Source organism: Aeromonas sp. S13(2024) (assembly GCF_041402405.1).
Taxonomy (GTDB): Bacteria; Pseudomonadota; Gammaproteobacteria; order Enterobacterales; family Aeromonadaceae; genus Aeromonas; species Aeromonas veronii.
The window spans coordinates 25778-52724 of sequence record NZ_JBGLRA010000011.1; the positions used below are offsets into that span (position 1 = coordinate 25778).

At 60.2% G+C, this 26947-nt stretch carries 19 protein-coding genes; 7 read left to right on the forward strand and 12 right to left on the reverse strand.

The window, feature by feature from the left end; genetic code table 11:
- The first annotated feature begins 12 nt into the window (after positions 1 to 12).
- Positions 13 to 450, forward strand: coding sequence for a DUF2846 domain-containing protein (locus ACB042_RS14590; protein ID WP_371178628.1), 438 nt, complete (start codon positions 13 to 15; stop codon positions 448 to 450).
- Between the two features lie 150 nt (positions 451 to 600).
- On the forward strand, positions 601 to 2835 hold the full coding sequence (locus ACB042_RS14595; RefSeq protein ID WP_371178629.1) for a hypothetical protein: 2235 nt from the start codon (positions 601 to 603) through the stop codon (positions 2833 to 2835).
- 281 nt (positions 2836 to 3116) lie between these two features.
- Here the strand turns inward: ACB042_RS14595 and uvrD are convergent, their stop codons facing one another.
- A complete protein-coding gene (gene uvrD / locus ACB042_RS14600) occupies positions 3117 to 5288 on the reverse strand; it encodes a DNA helicase II (RefSeq protein ID WP_371178630.1) in 2172 nt (723 codons plus the stop codon).
- A 507-nt stretch (positions 5289 to 5795) separates the two neighbouring features.
- Here uvrD and ACB042_RS14605 point away from each other — a divergent pair.
- The 4 genes from ACB042_RS14605 (at position 5796) to ACB042_RS14620 (ending at position 10531) form a co-directional block, all read left to right on the forward strand.
- Positions 5796 to 6794 carry a BMP family protein gene (locus tag ACB042_RS14605; RefSeq protein ID WP_005340803.1) on the forward strand — a complete coding sequence of 333 codons (999 nt, stop codon included), beginning with the start codon at positions 5796 to 5798 and terminating at the stop codon, positions 6792 to 6794.
- An 85-nt stretch (positions 6795 to 6879) separates the two neighbouring features.
- Positions 6880 to 8445 carry an ABC transporter ATP-binding protein gene (locus ACB042_RS14610; protein ID WP_005342527.1) on the forward strand — a complete coding sequence of 522 codons (1566 nt, stop codon included), beginning with the start codon at positions 6880 to 6882 and terminating at the stop codon, positions 8443 to 8445.
- On the forward strand, positions 8445 to 9563 hold the full coding sequence (locus ACB042_RS14615; protein WP_371178632.1) for an ABC transporter permease: 1119 nt from the start codon (positions 8445 to 8447) through the stop codon (positions 9561 to 9563). Before ACB042_RS14610 ends, ACB042_RS14615 begins: the two co-directional genes overlap by 1 nt.
- Before the next feature lie 2 nt (positions 9564 to 9565).
- On the forward strand, positions 9566 to 10531 hold the full coding sequence (locus tag ACB042_RS14620) for an ABC transporter permease (RefSeq protein ID WP_371178633.1): 966 nt from the start codon (positions 9566 to 9568) through the stop codon (positions 10529 to 10531).
- 266 nt (positions 10532 to 10797) lie between these two features.
- Here the strand turns inward: ACB042_RS14620 and ACB042_RS14625 are convergent, their stop codons facing one another.
- Positions 10798 to 12789, reverse strand: a complete 1992-nt coding sequence (locus ACB042_RS14625; protein ID WP_021230729.1) for a bifunctional 2',3'-cyclic-nucleotide 2'-phosphodiesterase/3'-nucleotidase — start codon at positions 12787 to 12789, stop codon at positions 10798 to 10800.
- Positions 12790 to 13150: 361 nt separating this feature from the next.
- Here ACB042_RS14625 and ACB042_RS14630 point away from each other — a divergent pair, with 361 nt between their 5' ends.
- Positions 13151 to 14092 (forward strand): hypothetical protein, encoded by a 942-nt coding sequence (locus tag ACB042_RS14630; RefSeq protein WP_371178634.1) that lies wholly within the window; start codon positions 13151 to 13153, stop codon positions 14090 to 14092.
- A gap of 80 nt (positions 14093 to 14172) precedes the next feature.
- On the opposite strand, the gene mgtE is transcribed toward ACB042_RS14630, so the two are convergent.
- From mgtE to ACB042_RS14680, 10 genes are all read right to left on the reverse strand, one after another.
- Positions 14173 to 15597 (reverse strand): magnesium transporter, encoded by a 1425-nt coding sequence (mgtE, locus tag ACB042_RS14635; RefSeq protein ID WP_128816170.1) that lies wholly within the window; start codon positions 15595 to 15597, stop codon positions 14173 to 14175.
- 146 nt (positions 15598 to 15743) lie between these two features.
- On the reverse strand, positions 15744 to 17144 hold the full coding sequence (gene cysG, locus ACB042_RS14640; RefSeq protein WP_371178635.1) for a siroheme synthase CysG: 1401 nt from the start codon (positions 17142 to 17144) through the stop codon (positions 15744 to 15746).
- Between the two features lie 12 nt (positions 17145 to 17156).
- The gene (nirC, locus tag ACB042_RS14645) at positions 17157 to 17969 is read right to left on the reverse strand and encodes a nitrite transporter NirC (RefSeq protein ID WP_371178636.1); all 813 of its coding nucleotides are present in this window, start codon (positions 17967 to 17969) and stop codon (positions 17157 to 17159) included.
- A 56-nt stretch (positions 17970 to 18025) separates the two neighbouring features.
- Positions 18026 to 18343 (reverse strand): nitrite reductase small subunit NirD, encoded by a 318-nt coding sequence (gene nirD / locus ACB042_RS14650; protein WP_041202829.1) that lies wholly within the window; start codon positions 18341 to 18343, stop codon positions 18026 to 18028.
- Positions 18343 to 20889 (reverse strand): nitrite reductase large subunit NirB, encoded by a 2547-nt coding sequence (gene nirB, locus ACB042_RS14655; protein WP_371178637.1) that lies wholly within the window; start codon positions 20887 to 20889, stop codon positions 18343 to 18345. The genes nirD and nirB overlap by 1 nt, the downstream gene beginning before the upstream one ends.
- Positions 20890 to 21184: 295 nt before the next feature.
- Positions 21185 to 22273, reverse strand: a complete 1089-nt coding sequence (locus tag ACB042_RS14660; RefSeq protein ID WP_323936538.1) for an ABC transporter permease — start codon at positions 22271 to 22273, stop codon at positions 21185 to 21187.
- A 3-nt stretch (positions 22274 to 22276) separates the two neighbouring features.
- A complete protein-coding gene (locus ACB042_RS14665) occupies positions 22277 to 23386 on the reverse strand; it encodes an ABC transporter permease (protein WP_110304255.1) in 1110 nt (369 codons plus the stop codon).
- On the reverse strand, positions 23383 to 25152 hold the full coding sequence (locus ACB042_RS14670) for an ATP-binding cassette domain-containing protein (protein WP_371178638.1): 1770 nt from the start codon (positions 25150 to 25152) through the stop codon (positions 23383 to 23385). The genes ACB042_RS14665 and ACB042_RS14670 overlap by 4 nt, the downstream gene beginning before the upstream one ends.
- Positions 25149 to 26117 carry a secretion protein HlyD gene (gene hlyD / locus ACB042_RS14675; RefSeq protein ID WP_371178639.1) on the reverse strand — a complete coding sequence of 323 codons (969 nt, stop codon included), beginning with the start codon at positions 26115 to 26117 and terminating at the stop codon, positions 25149 to 25151. The genes ACB042_RS14670 and hlyD overlap by 4 nt, the downstream gene beginning before the upstream one ends.
- Positions 26114 to 26755 carry a TetR/AcrR family transcriptional regulator gene (locus ACB042_RS14680; protein ID WP_371178640.1) on the reverse strand — a complete coding sequence of 214 codons (642 nt, stop codon included), beginning with the start codon at positions 26753 to 26755 and terminating at the stop codon, positions 26114 to 26116. The genes hlyD and ACB042_RS14680 overlap by 4 nt, the downstream gene beginning before the upstream one ends.
- Positions 26756 to 26947: the final 192 nt, after the last annotated feature.

A 26947-nucleotide genomic window follows, 5' to 3' on the forward strand; every position in this document is an offset into this window, starting at 1 on the left:
AAAATAACGACTATGTTCAGGCAAATAATGATGAGTGCCGCCCTGCTGTCGGCGGCGCTGCTTTCCGGTTGTGCTTCCGTACCCATGGCCGATGCCACCGCAGACGCGCAGGCCAAGCAGTTTGTGGCGCCCAAGGATGCGGCCAACCTCTATATCTATCGCAACGAGACCTTCGGGGCGGCCGTCAAAATGCCGCTGCTGGTGGATGGTTCTGCCGTAGGCGACACCGTGGCCCACAGCTATATCCTCAAGCAGGTAACGCCGGGCAGCCACATTATCACCTCCAAGTCGGAGAACGATGCCACCCTGACCCTCAGCACCGAGGCGGGTAAAAACTACTACGTCTGGCAGGAGGTCAAGATGGGCCTGCTGATGGCCCGCTCCAAGCTGAGTCAGGTCAGTGAAGAGGAGGGCAAGCAAGGGGTGATGGAGAGCAAGCGGATTAAGTGATTAGCTCTAGCTCCACCTATCTTGGATTTCAGATAAAGAGTTTATGTGGGGACTCCTCCCCTCTTGGTTAAAAAATGGCTTAGCTACACCAGTATTAGAGCCGTGGATACTCCTGAGCAAGTTCTATAAATATTGGAATCGAGGTTTATTATGCATAGTTGGGAAACTCTTGAGCGTAATGTTAAACAATACGCTCAATATATATGGGATCGACATGCCTCAGCTGAACGAATTGCGGGCGTTAACTTTGATTGTGTGATAGGACTTAGTCCTATTGAAAAAGTTATCATAGAGGTTACTGAAAATAGATCTCTGGAGAAAATAAGAAGTGATATAGCTAAGATACAAACCATAAGAGTTAAGATGATGTGTGAAAACATCATGATTAGAGGATTTATTGTTTGTGACTTTGAACTGACTCCGGGAATGAAGGATGCAGGGGCGGAGAATCATATTACTGTTATATCATTTTCTGATTTTCAGAAAATGTTTTTCAATTTCCCGACATATCATCACATTCGATCAAATAAAAGATTTGGTAGCGCAGTAGATCCAATTACAGGTGAAAATGATAGTGCAGCTTATACCCCAGTTGGGTATGAACTTTCTAACGGAACAGAAATCGATGCTGAGGAAATAGCAAAAAAAATCATAGAAAACAAGAAAATAATACTTCTTGGTGATTATGGGACAGGTAAAAGCCGCTGTTTTAGAGAAGTGTTCAACATACTTTCAAAGCACTCTGAGAGTACTTTGTTATACCCAATCGCAATTGATTTAAAAGAAACGTGGGGGTTAGAAAACTCGGTTGAGATAATTAGAAGACATTTCAGTCATCTAGGTATTAATGAAGATGATACTAACAGTATAATCAAAGCATATAATGGGAAAAGAATTTGTTTTTTGTTGGATGGATTTGATGAACTGGGCTCTAGACCATGGAGTGAAGATAAGAAAACATTAGAGAATTTAAGACGGCATGCTTTACAAGGTGTGAAGGACCTACTCTCAAAAACAGGTGCTGGCTTTCTGATTTCTGGCAGAGAGCATTATTTTAATAGCAACAAGGAAATGTTTTTAGCTCTTGGGATAAACGAAGAAAATGCCATAGTGGCTAAATGTAAAAATGAGTTTAATTATCAGGAGTTTACGAGCTACTTGGAGTTGAATGGCATCAATGTTGAATTGCCTAGCTGGCTTCCTAAAAAACCACTAATTTTAAAAACAATAGCATCTCTGGATGCACATGAAATCACATCATTATTTAGTTCATCAAATGGTGATGAGATCAAGTTTTGGTTTAAATTCATTGATTCAATGTGCAGCAGGGATGCGAAAATACATCCGATACTTGACCCTGAAACGGTTAAACAAGTGTTGGTTAAACTAGCTAGTATAACAAGAACAAAAGGGCAGAATGTTGGTCCAATAATTGAGTCTGAAGTTGTTAATGCCTTTCATGACGTCACAGGGACTTATCCGAATGAGCAATCAACGGTTATGTTACAACGCTTACCTGGATTAGGACGTGTAAGTAGTGAAACTAGTGATAGAAACTTTGTTGACAATTTCATATTAGATGGGCTAAGGGCTTTAGATATAGCAAACAGAATACATTCAAACGACAAGAAACTATCAGATCTAAAATGGGTCAACCCACTCAAGGAGCTTGGAGTATCTGTTTTAGCAAATGAGATAAAAACAAACAATTCAGCCAATTTATTTATAACATATATAAAGCAGTCTATTCATAGAGATAAGGCCAATAAAATATCTATATCTGATGCTATATCTGCCATTAATGAAATTGGTGTTCACAGTGTTGACTTTGAGAGCATAAATTTTAATGAACCACATTTTGGTTACATTAACTTTGAGGGGGGTAATATCAGTAATATTATGTTCCAATATGGAATATTCGAGTCTATAACTCTTGGCAAAATAGATCCAAAAAATGTTTTCATAAAAGATTGTCACATTGATAAATTAATTGGGGTATCTTCAGGTCGCGGTGTACCCGAGTGGGTAGACAACTGTGATGTCAACTCATACGAGTCCATAGATACATTAACTGCTATTAAAAAATCTGGTCTTACTGCGCCTCAAACAATCCTTGTTTCCATCTTAATTAAGGTATATCGGCAAGCAGGTAATGGACGGCTAGAGCATACATTGACAAAAGGATTGACTCATGTAGACAAAAAAAGTGTTGGTAAAATAATTCGCTACCTTATTCAGAGAAACTTCTTGGAAACAAGTAAGGATAATGGTGAGTACATATATAAGCCAGTACGAAAAATGCAGGGGGTGGTGGATAAGATCCTTGTTGAGTTAGATCGTTCAGACGAAGATTTGTGGAAATTTGTGAGCAACCTTACGGAGTGAGCGGATTGTATTTATCGCCCCAGTAGAACCAACCCGGCCTAAAGCCGGGTTGATTACATTAGAATACGAGTAAGTTACTCGCCCAAGCCCGCAGGGTGGGCGAAACCCCGTCGATTGCCACACCCTTGCTTCCTGCACGGCGCCAGCCGTGCTGCCAACAGCCAGCCACACCATATACCCATGACGCGAACGTCCGATTACGCTTCGCTAATCGAACCTACAGTCCTGACAAAAAAGGAGCCAACGGCTCCTTTTTCTATTGATGGTGGGTGCGCTGCGCCTTACAGCGCCTCAAGGCGGGCATACGCCGTCACCAGCCACTTGGCGCCGACGTCGTCGAACTGGATCTGCACCCGGCTCTGCTGGCCGACCCCTTCGAAGTTGAGTACCACCCCTTCGCCGAATTTCGGATGGAGCACCCGCTGGCCGAGCTTGATGCCGCTGGCGTCAAAGCTCTGCTGCACCTCGTTCTGGCTAAAGCGGCCGTACTGGGTGGGGCGGCTCACCTGGGTGCGCAGCCGGATCTCTTCCAGACACTCGGCGGGCATCTCGCGGATAAAGCGGCTCGGTTTGTGGAACATCTCGCGGCCATAGATGCGGCGGCTCTCGGCATAACAGATGTAGAGCTTTTCCATGGCGCGGGTCATGCCGACGTAACAGAGCCGCCGCTCCTCTTCCAGCCGGCCCGACTCTTCGGTGGATTGCTGGCTGGGGAACATCCCTTCCTCGACGCCGACCAGCAGCACCAGCGGGAACTCCAAGCCCTTGGCGCTGTGCAAGGTCATCAGCTGCACTGCATCGGCATATTCGTCGGCCTGATTCTCGCCGGATTCCAGCGCCGCGTGGGCGAGGAAGGCGGAGAGATCGCTCATGTCTTCCAGCTCGTCCGGGCGCTGGTATTGGCGGCAGGCGGTGACCAGTTCGTCCAGGTTCTCTACCCGCGCCTGGGATTTCTCGCCCTTTTCTGCCAGATACATCGCCTTGAGGCCGGAGTTCTGGATGGCGATATCCGCCTGCTGGTGCAGCGGCAGCATGGACACCTGCTCCTCCAGCGTGTCGATCAGCTCGACAAAGCCGCGCACCGCGTTGCCGGCGCGACCGGTTAGCACCTTGTCATTGAGCAGGGACTTGGCCGATTGCCACAGGTTGAGCCCCTGATCGCGGGCGTTGCCGCGCAGGATCTCGAGGGTGCGATCGCCGATGCCGCGGGTCGGGGTGTTGACCACCCGCTCGAAGCTGGCGTCGTCGCCACGGTTGTTGATAAGACGCAGGTAGGCCATGGCGTCCTTGATCTCTTGCCGCTCGAAGAAGCGCAGGCCGCCGTAGATGCGATAGGGCATGGCGTCCTGCATCAGCGCCTCTTCAAGCACCCGCGACTGGGCGTTGGAGCGATAGAGGATGGCGCAGTCGGCCAGGAGGCCGCCCTTTTCCTTCCAATCCTTGAGACGGCCGACCACGAAGCGCGCTTCGTCCACCTCGTTGAAGGCGGCGTAGAGGGAGATCGGCTCACCCTCGGCCCCTTCTGTCCACAGCTCCTTGCCAAGGCGCTCGGCGTTGTTGGCGATGACGCTGTTGGCGGCCTTGAGGATATTGGCGGTGGAGCGGTAGTTCTGCTCGAGGCGGATGGTCTCGGCCCCCTGATAGTCGGTCAGGAAGCGCTGGATGTTCTCGATCTTGGCGCCGCGCCAGCCGTAGATGGACTGGTCATCGTCGCCGACGATCATCACCTTGCCGCTGTTGCCCGCCAGCATCCGCAGCCAGGCGTACTGGATGCCGTTGGTATCCTGAAACTCGTCCACCAGAATGTTCTGGAAGCGGTCGCGGTAGTGCTCGAGGATGTGCGGTTTGTTCAGCCACAGCTCGTGGGCGCGCAGCAGCAGTTCGGCAAAATCCACCAGACCGGAGCGATCGCAGGTCTCCTGATAGGTCTTGTAGATCTGCTGATAGGTGCGGGTGACGGGGTCGCCGTAGAGGTCGATGTCGCCGGGGCGCAAGCCTTCATCTTTCTTGCCGTTGATGTAGCCCATCACGGCGCGCGGGGCCCAGTGCTTCTCGTCGAGGTTGAGCGCCTTGAGCACCCGGCGGATCAGCCGGTACTGGTCGTCGGAGTCGAGGATCTGGAAATCCTGCGGCAAGCCTGCATCCAGATGGTGGGCCCGCAGCAATCGGTGGGCGATACCGTGAAAGGTGCCGATCCACATGCCGCGCACGCCGTCGCCGATCACTTTTTCGACCCGGCCGCGCATCTCGGCCGCCGCCTTGTTGGTAAAGGTGACCGCGATGATGGAGAAGGGTGAACAGCGTTCCACCTGCATCAGCCAGGCGATACGGTGCACCAGCACCCGGGTCTTGCCTGAACCGGCACCGGCCAGCACCAGCAGGTTGCTGCGGGGCGCCGCAACGGCATCTCTTTGCTTGTCGTTGAGCCCGTCGAGCAGGGTTGAAACGTCCATCACCACTCCTGTTTATTTATACAGGCGGGGATTATACGGCCATCCCCCCTGCCAGACCAAATCCAAACTCGGGGTGAGGGGCGAGATGGGGGGTTGCGGGGGCGCCAGTGCGGCCATTTTTGGCTGGCGCAGAGAGAACGGGACGGGGAGGTCTCCAGCTGTAGCCAATCCTTGCTCGCGCGGTTTGTGGGGATTTTGCGAGCCGGATCACGGGCTTGCCGGGGGGCTGGATGAATAACAGGGGAAAACGGTTTACAGTAACTTGCTGAACAATAAGAGAAATGTCGTTTGGGTCTTTTGGTTGTTAGCATAAAAAACTGAAAAGTAGCTAAAAAACAACTGCTTATAAGGTTATTTGCTTAGAATTCAAACCGTTAACGCAAACGTTTTTCCCTTATCATTTGCTTGACCCGCATCGGGGCTGACTTAGAGTAAGCCTGCGTGCTAGATAGCCTGCTCTGACAGGCAAGCAAGTTCCCTCACTTAATAACAATCAAGGATACGATCGTGACTAAAGTGCTCAAGCTGGCCACCGTGGCCTCCCTCACTCTCGCTGCTCTCTCTGCTCAGGCTGCTTCCGAGCCAGCCGTCATTTATGACACCGCGGGCAAGTATGACAAATCATTCAACGAAGCCGTGTTCCGTAACGGCGTCGAGCTCTACAACAAGGACAAGGGCGTCAAGGTCAAAGAGTTTGAACCCCAGAACGAAGCCCAGCGCGAGCAGGGTCTGCGTCGTCTGGCCAGCCGTGGCAACGGCCCGATCGTGGCGGTCGGTTTCAACATGGGCTCTGCCGTAGAAAAAGTGGCGACCGAATTCCCGAAAACCCAGTTCACCATCATCGACATGGTGGTCGACAAGCCGAACGTCCAGTCCGTCATCTTCAAGGAGCATGAAGGTTCCTTCCTGGTGGGTGCGCTGGCTGCCATCGCTTCCAAGAGCGGCAAGGTCGGCTTCGTGGGCGGCATGGATATCCCGCTGATCCGCAAATTCCAGTGCGGTTACGAGCAGGGTGCCAAGTTCGTCAATCCGAAGATCGAAGTGTTCCAGAACATGGCGGGCTCTACCCCGGCCGCGTTTGCTGACCCGGCCAAAGGTGCCGAGCTGGCCAAGTCCCAGTTCGCCAAAGGCGCTGACGTGGTTTACGCCGCCGCTGGCGGTACCGGTATCGGTGTCTATCAGGCAGCCAAGGACAGCGGCAAGTTCGCCATCGGTGTGGACTCCAACCAGAACCACCTGCAACCGGGCACCATGCTGACCTCCATGGTCAAGTCTGTGGGTCTGGCCGCTTACCAGACCTGGGATGACGCTGCCAAAGGCGAGTGGAAGCCGGGTATCAAGAACCTGGGTCTGGCCGAAGGCGGTGTGGATTGGGCGCTCGACAAGGACAACGAGAAGCTGATCACCCCGGAAATGAAAGCCAAGGTAGATGCCATCAAGGCTGAAATCATCGCTGGCAAGGTCAAGGTTCATGACTACATGAGCGATAACACCTGCAAATACTAATTAGATAGTTGCTACGACTCTCAACGCACCACCGGCCCGCACGGGCCGGTTTTTAGTCTTATTTCATGAAACGCAGGGCTGCATCATGGACCAGACAGATCGCTATGCCATCGAATTAAGAGGTATCGATAAGCGGTTCGGCGAAGTGTACGCCAACAAGCTGATCGACCTTAAGGTTCGCAAAGGCAGTATCCACGGCATTGTCGGCGAAAATGGCGCCGGTAAGTCCACCCTGATGAGCATCATTTATGGTTTCTACCATGCCGACAAAGGCGAGATGCTGATCGACGGGAATCCTTTCAAACCCCATGGCTCACAAGATGCGATTGCCGCAGGGGTGGGCATGGTTCACCAGCACTTCATGCTGGTCAACAACTTCACCGTATTGGAAAACGTCATCCTCGGCGCTGAGAACGGCTGGCACCTTCAGCAGAGCGTGGCGTCAGCCGAAAAGCTGCTGGGCGAACTGGCGCGGGATTATGGCCTCGACGTGCCGCTGCACGAGAAGGTCGAAGATCTGCCGGTTGGCTTGCAACAGCGGGTCGAAATTCTCAAGGCGCTCTATCGCGGCGCCCGCATCCTGATCCTCGACGAGCCGACCGGGGTACTGACCCCGCAAGAGGCGGATCACCTGTTCGAGGTGCTGAAAAAGCTGCGGGATCAGGGGGCGACCATCATCCTTATCACCCACAAGCTGCGGGAGATCCTGGCCATTACCGATCAGGTTTCCATCATGCGCCGTGGCGAGATGGTGGCACACGTCGCCACCAAGGATACCGACAAGGAGCAGCTGGCCGAACTGATGGTGGGCCGCAAGGTGCGCCTCAAGGTCGACAAAGGGCCAACCCAGCCCGGTGAAGCCAAGCTGAAGATCGAAGGGCTCAGCTACTTCGACGCCAGCAAGGTGGAGCGGGTCAAATCGGTCAGCTTCGAGGTGCGGGCCGGTGAAGTGGTCGGCATCGCAGGGGTCTCCGGCAACGGTCAGTCCGAACTGCTCAGCCTGCTGGGCGGCATTCTCAAGCCGAGCAAGGGGGGCTTTACCATCAGCAGCCGCAGCGGCGTGCACAAGGTGAGCGCGGAGCACCCGGCCGATCCCGAGCTGGTGCGAAACTACGGCCTCGGCCATGTGCCGGAAGATCGCCACAAGATGGGGCTGATCAACCGCTTCGAGGCGAAAGAGGCCTTTATTCTCGGTTATCACCGTCGCCCGCAATACAACAAGGGTTGGCTGCAGAACAAGGAGGCGATCCAGCAGGATTGTCAGGCCAAGATGGAGAAGTGGGACGTGCGCCCGCCCCATCCCGATCACAAGACCGCCAACTTCTCCGGTGGCAACCAGCAGAAGCTGGTGATCGCCCGTGAAGTGGAGCAGGACCCGGATGTGCTGTTGATCGGCCAGCCGACCCGCGGGGTCGACATCGGCGCCATCGAATATATCCACCAGCAGATCATCGCCATGCGCGACAAGGGCAAGGCCGTCTTGCTGGTCTCGGTGGAGCTGGACGAGATCATGAGCCTCGCTGACCGGATTCTGGTCATTGCCGATGGTCGCATCGTCGGCGAGCTGGATGGTGCCAAGGCGGATGAGCGCACCATTGGTCTGATGATGGCGAACATAGTGCCGGACGAAGTTGCCAAGGAGGCCCACTGATGAGCCAAGTACGTATTCCTGCCTGGGTCTCCGTAGGCGTCTTGTCTGCGGTCAACATCCTGCTGGCCTTCCTGGTGTCGGCCATTCTGTTCTACTACCTCGACATCAACCCGGTCGATGCCGCCAAGATCATGTGGTACGGCGCGTTCGGCACAGGTGAAGGGGTCGGCTTCACCCTCTATTACGCAACCGGCTTTATCTTTACCGGTCTGTCGGTGGCGGTCGCCTTCCACGCCGGTCTGTTCAACATCGGTGGTGAAGGTCAGGCCTATATCGGCGGGCTCGGTGTCGGTCTGGTTTGTCTGATGCTTGGCGATGTGCTGCCGTTTGCCCTGCTGTTGCCGCTCTCCATCGTTGCCGGTGGTCTGTTCGGTGCGGCCTGGGCCTTTATTCCCGCCTGGCTGCAAGCCAAGCGCGGCAGCCATATCGTGATCACCACCATCATGTTCAACTTCATCGCCGCCTCGCTGATGGCCTATCTGCTGGTGGAGGTGTTCAAGCCGCCCGGTTCGATGGCGACCGAGAGCAAGGTATTTGCCGAGGCAAGCTGGCTGCCCAAGATGAGCGGGCTGGCGAACCTGTTCGGGATGGAGATCCCCAACAGCCCGCTCAATATCAGCTTCTTCTGGGCGCTGATCTGTGCGGCGCTGGTGTGGGTCTTTATCTGGCACACCCGCTGGGGTTACGAGATCCGCTCGGTCGGCGCCAGCCAAAGCGCCTCCGCTTACGCCGGTATCTCCTATCCCAAGGTGGTGATCCTGGCGATGGTCATCTCCGGCATGTTGTCGGGCTTCTTTGCCCTCAACGTACTGCAGGGTGAGCTGCATCAGATCAAGCTCAACTTCGTGGAAGGGTTCGGCTTCACCGGTATCGCGGTGGCGCTGATGGGGCGCAACCACCCGGTCGGCGTCATCATCGCCAGCCTGCTGTTCGGTTTCCTCTATCAGGGGGGCGCCGAGCTCAGCTTCGAGTTCGGTGTCGACCGCAACATCGTGGTGGTGTTGCAGGGTCTGGTGATCCTGTTCTGTGGCGCCCTTGAGCACATGATGCGTCCGCGCATCGAGCAGCTCTATCTGGCGTTTGCCAACCGCTCAGCCGCGCAAGCTAAAGGAGTCTGATCATGTTTGAAATTCTGATCCTGATGCTGGATGCGACCATTCGTACTGCGCCGCCGCTCATTCTCGCCGCCATGGCTGGCATGTTCTGCGAGCGCTCCGGGGTGGTCAACATCGCGCTGGAAGGCAAACTGCTGGCGGCGGCGTTCGCCAGTGGTGCGGCGGCGGCGGTCTCCGGTTCTGCCTGGATAGGTCTGGGTGCCGGGGTGGGTGTCTCCATCCTGTTCGCCCTGATGCACGGCTTTGCCACCATCACCCACCGGGGTGATCAGGTGGTGAGCGGGATGGCCATCAACATTCTGGCGGCCGGTCTGACCGTGACGCTGGGCCGTTACTGGTTCGATCAGGGTGGCCAGACACCGGCACTCTCCGGTGATGCCCGTTTCGCCCCCATCGATCTGCCCTATGCCAAGGAGCTGTGGGATGTGCCGGTGATCGGCCAGCTCTACAGCGAGCTGTTGAGCGGCCACTCCCTGCTGGAGTACGTAGCGTTTGTCTGCGTACCGCTGGCATGGTGGGTGATGTTTCGTACCCGCTTCGGTCTGCGTCTGCGGGCGGTGGGCGAGGCGCCCGCAGCGGTCGATACCGCCGGTATCTCTGTGGTGCGGATGCGCTACACCGCGCTCCTCATCGGCGGCCTGCTGGCCGGTATCGGTGGCACCTATCTGGCGGTGGCCCAGACGGCCCAGTTCATCCCCAACATGAGTGCGGGTAAGGGCTTTATGGCGCTGGCGGCGCTGGTGTTCGGCAAGTGGCGCCCCTGGAATGCCATGGCCGCCTGCCTGCTGTTCGGTTTCCTCGATGCAGTCGCCATCCGCCTGCAAGGGGTCAGCATCGGTGGCTTCGCCATTCCGGTGCAGGCCATCGAGGCACTGCCCTACATCCTGACCGTGTTCCTGCTGGCCGGCTTTATCGGCCGTGCCGTGGCCCCCAAGGCACTTGGTACACCTTATGTGAAGGAGCGGGAGTAGCGCCTTTTATTGCGATACTCCCACCCAAGCAAATAACAGCAGGCCCACTTCGGTGGGCCTGTTTTTTTATGGGCGGTATGGGGCAGACCAGCCGGGATCTGGATGGTTCGACAGAGGGAGGCGATGGCGTGAAGGGATAAACGGGCTGCGCGAGTTGCCGCAGGTAGCGGCTGGCTTACAGGTGCATATCCCGCTGCCAGTACCATTAAAAACCCCCTCGTATCAGGAGGGGGTTGCAGAGGTTATTGCCGGATTAACCCTGAGGTTCAGGGGGCCAGCACCAGCTTGTAGACGCCAAAGCCGGGGTGTTTGGCATCGGTGGGTGGCAGGGTCTCCACATAGTTCAGCTTGCCACCGGTCAGGGCTTGCGCCTCGCTGCGTGGCGAGCTGTAGATGCGCAGATCCAGATTGGCGGGCAGGGGGGCCAGCTGCCAGTTGTTGTCTGCTGGAGGCTCGAAACCGGCCGGATTCTTCTCTGCCAGATCCTTGAGGTATTCGGAGAGCACTTCGCGGGTTTCGAACTGATCTTCATGGACGATCACCTTGGCGTTGATGCCCGGGAAGTTGCCACCACCACTGGCGCGGTAGTTGTTGGTCACCACGTAGAACATCTGGGCCGGGTCGATTGCCTTGCCCTGATAGGTGAGATTGGTGATGCGATAGCTGTCGCTCACCTTGTTGCCATCCACATCGTAACGGGCGGGTTTGGTCACATCGACCTGATAGTTCACCCCGTCGATCACGTCGAAGTTGTAGGTGCGGTACTTCTCGTTCACCAGCCACTGGGTGGCGGTGCTGGCGGCATCGATCTTGTTGAACTGGACGGCGCTCTTCTCCAGCCACTCCTGTACGGTCGCGCCATTGATGGCGACTACCTGCAGGGTGTTGGGGTAGACATAGAGGTCGGCCACGTTGCGCAGGGAGATATCGCCAGCCGGTACATAGGTGAAGTCGGTCGGACCGTTGCGACCGCCACGGAATGGCGCGGCGGCGGAGAGGATGGGCCATTTCTCCTTGAGCTGACCATCCTGTTGCAGTTTCTTGGCGTGCCACAGCTGGGCGTCGCTGACGATCTGGATGGAGGGGTCATCCTGCACCAGCGCGAAGAAGCTGTGGATCGGCTTGGTGATCTTGCTGAGGGGCTCGTCCAGCCACTGGTTGGCCTGCTCGTGCTCGGCAATGACCTGATCGACTACCGCCTGATCTTCGGTGCTGCTGGCGCTGCTGTCGATTTTGCGCAGCTGGGATTGGCTGGAGGCCACTTCCCAGCGACCCTCTTTCCAGGTCATGTGCAGGTCGATGATGCCGAGGTGGTTACCCCAGACGCCCGGCATCACGGTCGGTACGCCCGCTAGTGTCCCTTTCTCGTTGTCCACGTCGGTCATGTTGGGGTAATCGCCCGGGAAGGTGCGGTGGGCGTGGCCCAGCAGCAGGGCATCGACCCCCTTCACCTTGGCCAGCGGCAGGGCGGCGTTCTCCATCATGGGTTCGCGCGGGTCACCTATGATGCCGGTGTGGGCCACGACCACGACGATGTCAGCGCCCTTGGCGCGGATTTCGGGTACATAGTGCTCGGCGGTTTCGACCATATCGGCCACCACCACCTTGCCTTCCAGATTGCGCTTGTCCCACTGGGTGATCTGGGGCGGGGTCAGGCCCAGCACCCCGACCTTGATGGTCTGGGTATTGCCGTTGGCATCCTTCACCTGACGATCCAGCACCACATAGGGTTTGAACTTCTGCTTGCTCCAGTCGATGGTGCCCTTGCCATCACGACTGAAGGCATCGGCCTGGAAGACGTTGGCGTTGATGTAGGGGTAGTTGGCCCCTTTCAGGGTCTCTGAGAGGAAGTCGAGACCGAAGTTGAATTCGTGGTTGCCCAGGTTGCCGACATCATAGCTCATGGTGTTGAGCGCCTTGATGGCGGGATGGGTCTGCTTGCTCAGCCACTGCTGTTTGACCTGCTGGTCGTGGATATAGTCGGCCAGCGGGGTGCCCTGGATCAGGTCGCCGTTGTCGATCAGCAAGTTGTTGGCGTTCTCTTCGCGGGCCTTGCGGATCAGCACTGCGGTGCGGGCAAAGCCCAGCGAGGCATCCGGCTTGTTCTGGTAGTAGTCGTAGCTCAGCAGGTTGGAGTGGATATCAGAGGTTTCGATCAGCCGCAGGGTGAGATCACCGGGGGCCTGAGAGTTGTTGTCATCACAGCCGGACAGCAAAAAGATAACTGCCACCGCGCTCAGTTTGAGGGTGGTTTTCATTGTTGGATTCTCTTGTTATGGGTATGCCAGCGTGGTGCATTCTATCGACAGCAAAAGAATCCGATTGTGAGCAGGCTGGCAATTCGGGCTAATTACCCTCCTGTTAATAGAGTTATGGCTCTGATTTCAATCTCTTTTTTGTCTTTCTTCAGGGCCTCCACCCTCAATGCTCTTTCACTGTTAGTCACCCTGTTGTCGTCACCGCTGTGCGGTCGGAGCAAGCGGCGCGGTCTGCCGCTCCTGCGAGGCTGTAATGGTTGGTTACAGATCTCCATTCGACTGATAGATGACCTTTCCCTTAAATTCAGCGGCGATTGATTGCATCTAAAAATTACAAAGCGACAGCAAGGAATAAAACCTCATGAAAATGCACAACAAAGCGCTGCTGGCCATCGCCTGCGCTGCGGCCCTGTCTGCCTGTGACAGCGAAAAAGCTGCCAACAGCATCGCCAAACGGGTGCCACTGGCACTGCCGGAGGCGGGTCTTTACCAAGCGAATCTGATGAGCCGCGATGGCGACAAGGCGACGCCGCGCATGATCAAGGATCTGGATGGTCTGGCGCTGGTCTACCCGAAGGGTGAAACCGTGCAGTACTGGGGTGTCTGGGTGGATCATCAGGTGGGCAAGGTCGAGACCAACAGTCAGTGGCTGGGTCAGGCTGACCAGAAAGCCGACAAAGACGGGATCTACCCGGTGCAGTTGATCCGCAACAGCGAGCGGCTCGGCACCAGCACGGCGCTCAGCTCGGTGACCAACGACCACAACCTCATCACCTTCCAGGATCAGCCGGTCATCGATCTGCAGGGCAAGGAGATCAAGCGCTGGGTTTTTGATTTCACCCGGACCGGCACCAAGTTCTCCGACAACTCCCCCATCTATTCCGGTTTCAGCGGTCATGTGGCGGTGACGGCCCTGGCCACCAAAGCGGTGACCACGGCCAGCTGGAGTGCCACGGACAGCGATGGCTTCAGCAGCGACATGGTGGGCAAGGTGGATACCACCAACAACGGCGGCAAGCTGACGGTGGCGATCGAGTTCCCGGCGGCAGGTTGTACGCTGGTGGGCGAGGGGAGTGCGACGGCCGGGTTGAGCAAGCTGACCATGACCGGGTTTGGCAAGTGCAACTTCAAGCAATCCGCTGCCGCCACGCCGATCGAAAACCTCTGGAATGCCGCTCTGGCCCGGGCGATGGATAACCGCGTCGCCTATGTCACCACCTTTACCACGGATGCCAAAAAAGAGGCGCTGGTCATCGGCTTCCCCGACACCAATGGCTTGCTGATCACCGCTGACAAGCGATAAGCAGCTAACGGCAGGGGTGGGCAAACGCGCCTGAAACAACAAGGGAGCCAGTGGCTCCCTTGTTGTTTTCAACGCACGGTTTACAGCAGGAACAGTGTCGCCAGCCCGAGGAAGATAAAGAAGCCGCCGGTATCGGTGATGGCGGTGATCATCACGCTGGCACCGACTGCCGGGTCGCGGCCGAGGCGGGTCATGGTCATGGGGATAATCACCCCCATCAACGCCGCCACCAGCAGGTTGAGCATCATGGCCAGGGTCATCACGGCGCCGAGCGCCGCATCCTGATAGAGCAGATAGGTGGCAATGCCCATGGTGCCGCCCCACACCAGCCCGTTGATAAAGGCGACGCCGAGTTCCCGCAGCAGCAGGAAGGAGAGGTTGCCCGCCTGAATGTGCTGCAACGCCAGCGCCCGCACTATCATGGTGATGGTCTGGTTGCCGGTGTTGCCGCCGATCCCGGCGACGATGGGCATCAGCGCCGCCAGCGCCACCAGCTGGGAGATGGTGTGCTCGAACAGGCCGATCACCCGCGAGGCGACAAAGGCGGTGCAGAGGTTGATGGCAAGCCAGGCCCAGCGGGTCTTGACCGCCTTGGAGACAGGGGCGAACACGTCTTCATCCTCGCTGATACCCCCCATCCGGCGCAGGTCGGTGTCACTCTCCTCATAGACCAGATCCACCACCTCTTCGACGGTGAGGCGGCCCATCAGCTTGCCCTTGCCATCCACTACGGCGGCGGAGAGCAGGTCATCCCGCTCGAAGGTGCGGGCTGCCGCTTCGTCGTTATCCTCCGGATCGAAGGTGACCGGATCCCGCTCCATCACGTCGCTCACCAGGGTGGCGGGCTTGTGCAGCAGCACTGTGGTGAGGGCCAGCTCCCCCAGCAAATGGTTGCGCCGATCGATGACGAACAGCTTGTCGGTGTTGGCGGGGATCTTGCCGCGCAGCCGCAGATAGCGCTGCACCGTGGCCAGACTCACCTCGGGGCGGATGGTGATGATCTCGAAGTCCATCATGGCGCCGACGGTGTGCTTGCCGTAGCGGATCACCTCCCGCACCCGATCCCTCTCGGCAGGGGCCATATAGGTGAGCAGCCGCCCCATCAGGTTGCGGGGCAGGTACTGGCCCAGATAGATCTGGTCGTCGATATCCAGGGTGCGCAGGGCGTGCAGCAGCTCCTTGTCGCTCATCCCGCTGATAAGGCTGTCCCACACCGTCTCCGACGCTTCAACCAGGATCTGGCCGCGCTTCTCCTCCTCCACCAGCGCCCACAGGGCATGACGCTCATCGGGCGGCAGCGACTCCAGCGCATCGGCGACGTCGGCGGCGGGCAACCCGTTGACCAGCGAGGTGAGTTCGCTGGTCTGATCGCGTTGCTCGGCATCCTGCACCACCTGCGGATCGAGCAGGCTGTCGGTGAGGGCGTCATCGCGTAGCAGCAGGGTGAGAATGCGGGATCTGTCATCCGCGCGCTGCCGGGCGCTGTTCTTGATGGGAAGAGACATGGGATGAATTCCTGAGATGGTAGCCAAGGGCTCAATGCCCATAGGATACCAGACTTAAAACAACAGGTTATGACCGTGATGGGAGAAGAGGGAGGTAAAGGTGAGGCCACCTGCTGGTGGCCTCATGGTGAGTTGCCGAGGATACCTCAGGCGAGGGCTCGCTGGCGCTGTGGTGCCTCGCCAAACCAGGCGAGCCGGTCGGCTAGGGTTACCACAGAACCCACCATGATCAGCGCCGGGCTTTCGACCCCCACCGCCAGCGCGGGCAACTGGTCTAGGGTGCCACGAATGACCCGCTGGCAGGGCTGGGTGCCGCGCTCGATCAGCGCCACCGGGGTGTTGCTCGCTTTGCCGTGAGCCAGCAGCTGCTCGCGGATGGTGGCGCAGGATGAGAGCCCCATGTAGAACACTAGCGTCTGCTTGTCCTTGGCCAGCAGCGGCCAGTCGAGATCCCGGGCGCCCCCCTTGCCGTGAGCAGTGACGAAGCGCACGCTCTGGGCGTGATCGCGGTGGGTCAGCGGAATGCCGGCGTAGGCGGCGCAGCCGCTGGCCGCAGTGATCCCCGGCACCACCTGAAAGCCGATGCCGCTGCCGACCAGCGTCTCCAGCTCCTCGCCGCCACGGCCGAAGATAAAGGGGTCGCCCCCCTTCAGCCGCACCACCCGCTGGCCTTTCTTCGCCTCCTCCAGCAAGAGCTGGTTGATCCCCTCCTGCGGCACGCAGTGGTTGCCCGCCTGCTTGCCGACGAAGATGCGCTTGGCATCCCGGCGCACCAGCGCCATCACCTCGTCGGAGACCAGTCGGTCGTAAACCACCACGTCCGCCTGCTGCATCTGGCGCAGGGCGTGCAGGGTGAGCAGACCCGGATCGCCGGGGCCTGCTCCCACCAGCACCACCTCGCCAGCGCTCTGGCTTTCGTCGGCAAACAGGCTGTCGGCCAGCTGGTTGGCAGAGGCGCTATCGCCCCGCGCCAGCGCCTGACCGAGCCGATCCGCCCCGAGCAGCCGCTCCCAGAAGCGGCGTCGCTCCCCCATGGTGGCGAAGCGGGCCTTGACCCGCTCCCGCAGGCTGCCGGCAAAGGTCGCCACGGCCCCCAGATGTTGCGGCAGCAGGGCTTCCAGTTTTTCCCGCAGCAGCCGGGCCAGCACAGGCGCCTTGCCGCCGGAGGAGATGGCCACCATCAGCGGTGAGCGGTCGATGATCGACGGCATGATGAAGCTGGAGCGTTTCGGGTCATCCACCACGTTGGCAAAGATCCGCGCCTGATTGGCGCTTTGGTAAACCAGCGCATTCACCTCGCGCCGATCGGTTGCTGCCACCACCAGCCATTTGCCCGCCAGTTGTTCCGGCACAAATTCACCGGCCAGCCACTCGATGCTGCCGTTGGCAGCCAGTTCCGCCAGCTCGGGGTCGAGCTCGGGCGCCACCACGGTGAGGCGAGCACCGGCATCCAGCAGCAGGCGCGCCTTGCGCTCCGCTACCTCGCCGCCGCCGACCAGCAGCACGGGTTTGTTGTCGAGTCGGCAAAATATGGGCAAGTAGTCCATGGGGCCTCCGGATCAGGCGGTTCGGGTCTGGTTGGCGGTGCTGGTGGTCTCGTGTACCGCGACCGGGCGCTCCGCCTTGGGAGTGGCATACCAGTAGCCGAGGCCCATAAAGAGGACGCCGGAGACTGTGTTGCCCAGCGTCACCCACAGCAGGTTGTGGCCGATGCCGCCCAGGGTGTAGGCCTCGGAGTGGGCACCAAACCAGGAGAGGGCGAACAGGGTCATGTTGGCGATGGAGTGCTCATAGCCGGAGGCGATAAAGGCCAGCAGGCACCACCAGATGGCGATGAAGCGGGCGGCCCCTTCGGTGCGCAGCGCCATCCAGATGGCGAGGCAGACCAGCCAGTTACAGAGGATCCCCTTCATAAACAGGGTCAGGGCCGGTGCCTGGGTCTTGGCCAGCGCCACCTTGTGGGCCAGACTGCCTGCATCCGGTAGCAGGCTGCCGCCGTAGGAGTAGATGAGCGCCACCACGATGGAGCCAATCAGGTTGCCCGCCCAGGTCTGCGGCAGGATACGCAGCAGGTCGGCCATGGTGATCTTGCCGCTCTTCACCCCGAAGGTGAGGAACATGGTGTGGCCGGTAAACAGCTCGGAGCCGGCGATGATCACCAGCGTCAGGGCGATACCGAAGGTGGCCCCCATCACCAGCGGCCGGATGGCGGGATCCACCAGATTGCCGAGGGTGAAGATAAGGATGATGCCGAGGCCCACATAGGCCCCCGCCATGGCGGAGCTGAGCCAGAAGCCGAGCTTGTCGCTGCGCTCGAAGCGGTTGATGCGGGCCGCGTTGGCGGCGCACTTGTTAATGGTTTCCGTATACATCTTGTGAGTCCTTGAAAGGGCTGCCCACAGGCAGCCCGAAAGAGAGTGAAATCGGCTTAGACGGCGACCCAGACCTGCTGGTCGCGTACTTCAACGGGGTAGCTTTGAACCGACATGGCGGGATTGTCGAAACAGTGGCCATCGCTCAGGCGAAAGCGCTGCTTCTTGAGCGGGCTGGCGACCCAGAGCTCGCCGTCGTGTTCGCAAATCAGGCCCCGCGACAGCACGTTGGCGGCGAAGAAGGGATCCCGGTTGTCGATGGCGAACACCTCGGCGGCCGCGCTCGGGCGGAACAGGGCGATCTGGCGACCCTCAATGAGTGCACAGACGCCGGTTCCCGGCAGGATGTCGTTGAGTTGGCAGGCAAGTTTCATCATTTGGTTTCCACCTCGATCTGGTAGACGGGGATGCGCTCGGCCGGGGTCGCCGGTCGGTGCTGGTCGCGCTCGGCAACGAACTGAACGTCCGGATCGCGCTTGTCGCTGTTGATGAAGTGGCTGAAGCGCTTGAGCGCCTCCTCTTCATTGAGGGTGCGCGACCATTCGCACTCGTAGCTGTCGATCAGGGTCTGGATATCGCGCTCCAGCGTCTCGGCCAGCCCCAGCTTGTCGTCGACGATCACCTCGCGCAGGTAGTCGACGCCCCCTTCCAGATTGCCGAGCCAGACCGAGGTGCGCTGCAGTTTGTCGGCGCTGGTGACGTAGAACATCATAAAGCGGTCGATCAGCTTGATGAGGGTCTCGCGGTCGAGGTCAGACGCCAGCAGATCGGCGTGGCGCGGCTTCATGCCGCCGTTGCCGCCCACATAGAGGTTCCAGCCCGCATCGGTGGCGATGATGCCAACGTCCTTGCCCTGCGCTTCCGCACACTCGCGGGTGCAGCCGGAGACGCCGAACTTCATCTTGTGCGGGGTGCGAATGCCCTTGTAGCGGTTCTCGAGGAAGACCCCTAGGCCGACGCTGTCCTGTACGCCGAAGCGGCACCAGGTGCTGCCGACACAGGTCTTGGCCATGCGCAGCGCCTTGGCGTAGGCCTGACCGGTCTCGAAACCGGCCGCCAGCAGCTTGCGCCAGATGGCGGGCAGATCATCCTTCTGGGCCCCGAACAGGCCGATGCGCTGGGCGCCGGTGATCTTGGTGTAGAGCTTGTAGTCGCGGGCCACTTCGGCCACCGCCAGCAGCCCCTCCGGAGTCACTTCGCCACCAGCCATGCGCGGGATGACGGAGTAGCTGCCGTCCTTCTGCATGTTGCCGAGGAAGATGTCGTTGGTGTCCTGCAGCGGGATGTTGCGCGGGCTCAGCACATGCTCGTTCCAGCAGGAGGCGAGGATGGAGCCGACGGTCGGTTTGCACACCTCGCAGCCATAGCCCTGACCGTGCTTGGCCAGCAGCTCGTCGAAGCTCTTGATCCCCTCCACCTTGACCAGATGGAACAGCTCCTGACGGGAGTGGGGGAAGTGGGCGCAGAGGTGGTTGTTGACCTCGATGCCCTGCTTCACCAGCTCGGCGTTGAGCACCTGACTGATGAGCGGCACGCAGCCGCCGCAGCCGGTACCGGCCTTGGTGTGCTGCTTGATGGCGGCCAGCGTGGTGTGCCCCTCGGCCACCGCCTGGGCGATGTCGCCTTTGGAGACGTCAAAGCAGGAGCAGATCTGGGCGCTCTCCGGCAGGGCATCCACCCCCAGCGTCGGCTTGGCACCGGCGTAGGCGGGCAGGATCAGGGTATCCGGGTGGCTCGGCAGCGGCAGGGCGTTGAGCATCATCTGCAGCAGGTTGCCGTAATCTTCCACGTCACCCACCAGCACGGCGCCGAGCAGGCGGCTGTTGTCTTCGTTCACCACGATCTTCTTGTAGACGCCGGCCTGATCGTCCTGAAACACATAGCTGTGGCTGCCCGGGGTGCGGCCATGGGCATCGCCGATGGAGCCGACGGAGACGCCGAGCAGCTTGAGCTTGGCGCTCATGTCCGCCCCCTCGAAACGGCTGTCGCCGCCGAGCAGATGGTCGACGGTGATCTGGGCCATCTTGTAGCCCGGCGCAACCAGCCCGAAGAAGCGGCCCTGCCAGGCGGCGCACTCGCCGATGGCGTAGATGTCGGGGTCGGAGGTGAGGCAGTGATCGTCGATGACGATGCCGCCGCGCTCGGCGATGGCGAGATCACCGTAGCGGCCCAGGGTATCTTGCGGACGAATGCCGGTGGAGAAGACCACCACGTCCACTTCCAGTTGGCTGCCGTCGGCGAAGGCGAGGCGGTGTTTCGCCTGTTCGCCGCCGTGCATCAGGATCTCGCTGGTGCTCTTGCTGGTGTGTACCTGCACCCCCATGGATTCGATCTTGCGGCGCAGCAGCTGGCCGCCCTGACCATCGAGCTGCTCGGCCATCAGCACCGGAGCAAACTCCACCACATGGGTCTCGAGACCCAGCGCCTTGAGGGCGCCGGCCGCTTCGAGGCCAAGCAGGCCACCCCCGATCACCACCCCGCTCTTGCCGCTCTTGGCGGCGCTGCGGATGGCTTTCAGATCCTCGATGGTGCGGTAGACGAAGCACTCGTGGTGCTGGCAGCCCTGGATGGGCGGCACCCAGGGGTAGGAGCCGGTGGCCAGCACCAGCTTGTCGTACCCGACCACTGTGCCCTTGTTGGAGTGCACTTCGCGGTTGGCCCTGTCGATTTTTTTCACCGCTTCGCCGAGCAGCAGGCTGATGCCGTGCTTGTCGTAGAAGCCGGGTTTGACGAGGGAGAGATCTTCGCTGGTGTGATGGGAGAAGTAGGAGGAGAGATGGACGCGATCGTAGGCGGGACGGGGTTCTGCACCGAAGACAGTGATCTCGTAGCGGCCCGGCTCGGCCCGCTCGATCAACTCTTCGATGAAGCGGTGCCCCACCATGCCGTTGCCCACAACGACCAGTCTGACTTTGCTCATGATTGCCTCTAGTTTGGAGTAATAAAACATCATTCTGGGGCTAGGCTACCCAGTCAGTCGGGGCGGGCAATTGATGCAAATCAAGTGTCTATTTATATATCTCGTCAGGGGTAATTCGATAAAATTCAAAGATATACAAAAATAGGTATACCAGTTGATGATTTCTGCGCTGGCTTGGAGTGAGGGATGGTGGAGAGCAAGAGCGCTTTAGCAAAAGCCGGGGAGTGAAAACTTCTGTCGGAAAAAGCCGATCTCGCACTGGGCGAGACCGGCATCAGCGGAGCAAGGCGGCGCGTCAGGCGATATGGCGGCGGAACATTGCGAGCGCCAGCGACAGGGTGACGCCGGCGATGGCGAGTAGTGGCCAGAGCAGGGGCCAAGCGGCCGACCAGTCGAACCCCTTGAGGAAGACCCCCTTGAGCAGCACGATGAAGTGGGTGAGGGGGTCGATGGCCGCCAGCCACTGGAACACCTGCGGCATGTTCTCCACCGGCGAGATATAACCCGAGAGGATCACCGCCGGGACGGTGAAGGAGAAGACCCCGAGAAAGGCCTGCTGCTGGGTCGAGCAGAACGACGAGATGAAGAGCCCGATCCCGGCTAGTGCCAGCCCGTAGCAGACCATGCCCGCCATCAGCAGGCTGAGGCTGCCGGCAAAGGGGAGGTGAAAGACAAAACGGGCGGCCAGCGCGACTATGCACCCTTGTCCCACCGCCACCATGATGCCGGGCACCGCCTTGCCCGCCATGATCCAGCCCGCGGTGAGGGGCGAGACCAGCAGCTGATCGAAGGTGCCCTCCTCCCGCTCCCGCGCGACCGAGAGGGCGGTGACAATCAGACAGCCGGTGGTGGTGATGATGGCCACCAGCGCCGGCAGGATATGCCAGTGGAATTCGACGTTGGGGTTGTAGAGGTTGCGCACCGCCAGTTCGGGTTGCCCCTTGCCCTCACTTTGCCAGCGGGCGATCACCTGACTGATGTAGCCAGCCGCCACCTGACCGCCGTTGGAGCGACGCCCGTCGATGATCAGCTGCACCTTGGCCGGTTCGCCCCGCGCCAGCCGGCGCGAGAAATCCCCCGGAATAATCAGTCCGAGCAGTGCCTGTTGCCTGGTGATGGCCTCGGTCATGCCCGCCTCGCCTTGCACCGGGATGATGGTGGTGAAGGCGGGCATATGGGTGAGGCGCTCCAGCAGCTCGCGGCTCTGGGCTCCGCCATCCTGGTTGTAGATGGCCAGCGTGTTGCCGGTCACCTCCAGAGTGGCGGCGAACGGGAAGAGGGCGGTTTGCAGCAGCACCGGCATGATGAGCAGAAAGCGCCCCTGAGTATTGCCCATCAGGGCCTGCAGCTCTTTTCGGATCAGCCACCAGAGTCGGATCAGCATGGGTTACTCCAGAGTGCGCCGCGTCTTGCGGGCGGTCAGGGCCAGCCAGAAACCGGCCAGCAGCAGCAGACAGAAACCGTTGACCAGCAGGATCGAAAAGACGCTGCCCGCCTGATAGAGGGTCTGCAGGGAGCTGGCGAAATAGCGGGCCGGAATGAGGTGGGTGATGGCCCGCAGTAGCGGCGGCATGCTGGCGATCTCGAACACGAAGCCCGACAGCATCACCGCGGGCAGAAAGGCGGCGATCAGCGCTGCCTGCGCGGCGTTGAACTGGCTGCGCATCACGGTGGAGAGGAACAGCCCGAGCCCGAGGGCGCTGCCGAGAAAGACGCTGGTGACCAGAAAGAGCAGCAGCAGGGAGCCGCGCCATGGCACGCCCATTACCGCCACCGAGAAGAGCAGGCAGAGCAGCATGGCAATGATGCCGAGGCCATAGTAGGGCAGCAGCTTGGAGAGCAGCAGCTCCCCCTTGGTGACCGGGGTGGCGAGCAGTGCCTCCATGGTGCCGCGCTCCCACTCCCGCGCCACCACCAGCGAGGTGAGCAGGGCACCTATGATGGTCATCACCACCGCAATGGAGCCCGGTACCAGAAAGTTGCGGCTCACCAGCGCCGGATTGAACCAGGCGCGGCTCTCTATCGACACCGGCATGGCGACCCCTTCGCCCTCGAGCCACCCCTGCCAGATCCCCTGCACATAGTTGGTGACGAAGTTGGCGGTGTTGGGCTCGGAGCCGTCGGTCAGCAGCAGCGCCTGCGGCGTGCCATTGCCCTGACCGGCCAGCGCGCGGGAGAAGCCGTCGTCGATCACCAGCAGGCCGCGGATCTCGCCACGGGCAAGACTGGCGAGCAGGGACGCCTTGCTCGGGCCGCTGTGGATCTCCAGCGCGGTAGAGCCGCGCAGGGCCTGCTCCAGCCGCACCGCCGGGGCACCGCTGTCGGTACGCCAGATGCCGAGGCGCAGATGGTCCACATCCAGATTGATGGCGTAACCCATCACTACCAGCAGTACCACCGGCATGATGAAGGCGATGAGGATGCTGCTCGGGTCACGGACGATTTGCAGCGTCTCCTTGCGGCAGAGGGCCAGCAGTCGCCGACGGTTGATGCTCATGCGTCCTCCTCGCTGGCCCGCTCGACCAGGGTGATAAAGGCCTCTTCCATTGTTGGCAAAGAACAGGTCGGCAAGGAGCCGGTTGGCAAAGAGGTCGCCGCCTCTTTGGCGGCCAGCCCCTTGAGATCGTCCGGGGTGCCGAGGGCCAGCAGCTTGCCGCGATAGATGAGGGCGATGCGGTCGCAATACTCCGCCTCATCCATAAAGTGGGTGGTGACCAGCACGGTGACGCCGTGGTCGGCCAGCGCGTTGATGTGCGACCAGAACTCGCGCCGGGTCACCGGATCGACCCCGGAGGTGGGCTCGTCGAGAAACAGCAGCGGCGGCTCGTGCAGCAGGGCGCAGGCGAGTGAAAGACGCTGGCGCAGGCCGAGCGGTAGGGATTCCGCCTTCTGATCGAGCCAGGGGGTGAGGGCAAAAGCGGTCACCATGGCGTCGATCCGCGTCTGCTGGTGGCGGCCGAACAGGCCGTAAATACCGGCGAAGAAGGAGAGGTTCTGCGCCACGGTAAGCTGCTTGTAGAGGGAGAACTTCTGCGCCATGTAACCGAGGCGCTGACGTGCCGCCGAGGGGCTGTGGGCCAGATCGATGCCGGTCACCAGCGCCTGTCCCTCGCTCGGGCGCAGCAGGCCGCACTCCATCTTGAAGGTGGTGGACTTGCCCGCTCCGTTGGGGCCGAGCAGGCCGAAGATCTCGCCGCGGCGCACCGCAAAGCTGACATCATCGGTGGCGGCAAAATCGCCGAAGCGCTTGGTGAGGTGGCGCGCCTCGATCACCGCCTCGGGGGAGACCCCCTGCGGCAGTTCGGCTTCCCGCATCCCCGCCGCCAGACTCGACTCCCCGCCGGGGCCGCCGCCGAGCAGGTCGATAAAGGCATCCTCCAGCCGGGGCTGGGCCGGTTGAAAGGCGCCGTTGGTCAGTTGCAGCTCTGCCAGCGGTGGGGGCGTCATGCCCGGGTGCAGCAGCAGGCGAACCCGCTCCCCCGCAACTGCGCCATCCATCACCGCCGGGTGAGCCAGTGCCCGGCGCAGCAGGGCGCGCCGCTCGCGGCCATCCAGCTGCCCCGCCTCCAGCAGCCAGCAGCGGCTGGCCATGGCCCCCATCAGATTGGCCGGTGTGCCGCTGGTGCGCACCTCGCCATCCGCCATCAGCAGCACGTGGTCGCACAGCTCCGCCTCATCGAGATAGGCGGTACTCCAGAGCACCGTCATCCCCCCCTTGGCCAGCTCGCGCACCATCTGCCAGAGGGCGCGGCGGGAGATGGGATCGACCCCGACCCCCGGTTCGTCCAGCAGCAGCATATCCGGGGTGCCGAGCAGGGCGCAGGCCAGCCCGAGTTTCTGCTTCATCCCGCCAGAGAGCTTGCCTGCCGGTCGTGCGGTGAAGCGAGCGAGATCGGTGAAGGCGAGCAGCCGCGCGAAGGTGGGCGTGCGTTCGGGCTCCAGTACGCCGCGCAAGTCAGCGTAGAGGGTGAGGTTCTCCAGCACGCTGAGATCCTCGTAGAGGCCGAACTGCTGGGGCATGTAGCCGAGGCGCTGGCGCAGCAGATCCCCCTCGCTCACCGGATCCAGCCCCAGCACCCGGATGGTGCCCGCTTCCGGGATCAGCAGACCGGCCAGCAGGCGTAGCAAAGTGCTCTTGCCCGCGCCGTCGGGGCCCACCAGTCCGGTGATGCCGCCAGCCGGAATGGTGGCCGAGATGGCGTTGAGGGCGACCCGCTCACCAAAGCGTTTGGTGAGCCCCTCAAGGGAGATGGCGCAGCTCATGGCGCCAGCCTGACGGTGACCGGCATCCCTTGGCGCAGGGCCGGGTCGGGATCCTGCACCACGATGCGCAGCCGGTAGACGAGGTGAGTGCGCAAGTCCGGCGTCTCCACCGATTTCGGGGTGAACTCGGCGGTCGGCGAGACAAATCCCACCACCCCGTGATAGGGCTTGTCCGGCCGCGAGTCGGTGGTGAGGGTCACTTTGGCGCCGCTCGGGAAGTGGCCGAGCCAGGGCTCCTCCACATAGGCGCGCACCCAGACCGGCGCAGTCAGGGAGAGATTGAAGGCGGTCGCTCCGCTCTGCACCATGCTGCCGTTCTCGACGGCGCGGCTGATGATGATGCCGTCGCTGGGGGCGGTCAGGGTGGCATCTGCCAGCGCCAGTTCGGCACTGGCGAGCGCCGCTTTGGCCCCTTCCAGCTGGGCATCGGACTGGGCAATCTCTTCCGGGCGGTAGCCGGTTTCGAGCTGGGCGAGCTGTTCGCGTGCCGAGCGTACCTGCGCCCGGGTCTGATCCCGCTGGGAGCGGGCAGTATCGAGCTGACCGCGGGAGATGGCGCCGGTGGCCGCTAATGCGCTCTGGCGGCGCCACTGCTGGTCGGCTTCCAGTGCAGCGGCTTCGGCGGCGGCCAGTGCGGCCCGGGCGCGGTCGGTCTCTTCGCTGCGATAGCCTTTGTGGATCAAGGTGTTGGCGGCAGTGAGCGCGGCCAGATTGGCGCGGGCGCTGTCGCGGCTGTGGGTGAGGGGAACCGGATCGAGGCGGGCCAGCAGTTGACCGGCTTTTACCCTATCCCCCTCATCAACCAGCACCTGATCGACGCGGCCGCCGACCCGAAAGGCCAGATTGACGTCGCGAATATCGACATTGCCGTAGAGGATGGAGCCGTCGGCCGGGCGCCCCTGCCACCAGAGGTAGCCGCCGATAACGGTTAGCAGCAGGGCTACGATTGCAATGCGTTGTTTCATAATGCTTTTCCTTCTTTCATATTTGTGGGGCACAGGCCGCGCAGGGCCCATACCAGCCGCTGTTTGGCGGCCTCGGGGTTGTCTATCTGGGCGAGAAAGGGGGCGGCCTCTTCAGGCAGCCAGCCGAGCTGACGACCGCTGCCGGCGATAACCAGCGGTAGGCCGACCGACCCCATGATGAAGATCATCAGCTGGAGCGGGTGACCCGCGACCAGCGACCCTTCCGCCTGTGCCATCCGTACCTGTTCGATCAGCAGCAGGGGATGGCGGCGCGGCAGGCTGAGCAGAAAACGCTGGGCCGCCCCTTCACCCGCCAGCGCATCGCCAAACAGGTGGTTGATAAAGCCGCGCTGGCGCGCCACCAGCCCGATCAGCGCCTCCATGGTGGCCTCGAACATGGCGATGGCAGAGGGGTAGGAACCTTTGGCTGCCACCGATTTGAGCTCGTCATAGAGGGGGGCGTACCAGAGCTCTACCAGCTCATCGATAAAGGCGTCGCGGTTGCCGAAGTGGTAGACGAAGGAGCCGAGGTTCACCTCGGCCGCTGCCGCCAGTTCGCGTACCGTCAGGCCGCGCAGCCCCTTTTCGCTGGCGATGGCGAGGCCGGTAACGAGTAGTTTTTGTCGGGTTGGATTCATCTTTCAGCTTCCTGCTGCACAGAATTTGCTCTGGTTTATACGAATGTATAAATCAATTGTGTAGAAGTAGACAGATCTTTTTTTGAGCAGATTTCAGCGGGGATGAAAAACGACGGGCGTTGGCAAGGGGAGGTTTGGAAATGCGCTGGGATTGAATGGGTTGCCGCAGATAAGGGCCAGAATTCGGGCAGA

Bases quoted from the DNA above. Each gene is read 5' to 3' on its own strand.
- ACB042_RS14665 (WP_110304255.1), bottom strand. From the start codon at position 23,386: ATGAGCATCAACCGTCGGCGACTGCTGGCCCTCTGCCGCAAGGAGACG.
- ACB042_RS14610 (WP_005342527.1), top strand. From the start codon at position 6,880: ATGGACCAGACAGATCGCTATGCCATCGAATTAAGAGGTATCGATAAG.
- ACB042_RS14615 (WP_371178632.1), top strand. From the start codon at position 8,445: ATGAGCCAAGTACGTATTCCTGCCTGGGTCTCCGTAGGCGTCTTGTCT.
- nirC (WP_371178636.1), bottom strand. From the start codon at position 17,969: ATGTATACGGAAACCATTAACAAGTGCGCCGCCAACGCGGCCCGCATC.
- ACB042_RS14660 (WP_323936538.1), bottom strand. From the start codon at position 22,273: ATGCTGATCCGACTCTGGTGGCTGATCCGAAAAGAGCTGCAGGCCCTG.
- ACB042_RS14680 (WP_371178640.1), bottom strand. From the start codon at position 26,755: ATGAATCCAACCCGACAAAAACTACTCGTTACCGGCCTCGCCATCGCC.
- nirD (WP_041202829.1), bottom strand. From the start codon at position 18,343: ATGAAACTTGCCTGCCAACTCAACGACATCCTGCCGGGAACCGGCGTC.
- ACB042_RS14590 (WP_371178628.1), top strand. From the start codon at position 13: ATGTTCAGGCAAATAATGATGAGTGCCGCCCTGCTGTCGGCGGCGCTG.
- cysG (WP_371178635.1), bottom strand. From the start codon at position 17,144: ATGGACTACTTGCCCATATTTTGCCGACTCGACAACAAACCCGTGCTG.
- ACB042_RS14595 (WP_371178629.1), top strand. From the start codon at position 601: ATGCATAGTTGGGAAACTCTTGAGCGTAATGTTAAACAATACGCTCAA.
- uvrD (WP_371178630.1), bottom strand. From the start codon at position 5,288: ATGGACGTTTCAACCCTGCTCGACGGGCTCAACGACAAGCAAAGAGAT.
- mgtE (WP_128816170.1), bottom strand. From the start codon at position 15,597: ATGTCTCTTCCCATCAAGAACAGCGCCCGGCAGCGCGCGGATGACAGA.
- ACB042_RS14630 (WP_371178634.1), top strand. From the start codon at position 13,151: ATGAAAATGCACAACAAAGCGCTGCTGGCCATCGCCTGCGCTGCGGCC.
- ACB042_RS14670 (WP_371178638.1), bottom strand. From the start codon at position 25,152: ATGAGCTGCGCCATCTCCCTTGAGGGGCTCACCAAACGCTTTGGTGAG.
- ACB042_RS14625 (WP_021230729.1), bottom strand. From the start codon at position 12,789: ATGAAAACCACCCTCAAACTGAGCGCGGTGGCAGTTATCTTTTTGCTG.
- ACB042_RS14620 (WP_371178633.1), top strand. From the start codon at position 9,566: ATGTTTGAAATTCTGATCCTGATGCTGGATGCGACCATTCGTACTGCG.
- nirB (WP_371178637.1), bottom strand. From the start codon at position 20,889: ATGAGCAAAGTCAGACTGGTCGTTGTGGGCAACGGCATGGTGGGGCAC.
- hlyD (WP_371178639.1), bottom strand. From the start codon at position 26,117: ATGAAACAACGCATTGCAATCGTAGCCCTGCTGCTAACCGTTATCGGC.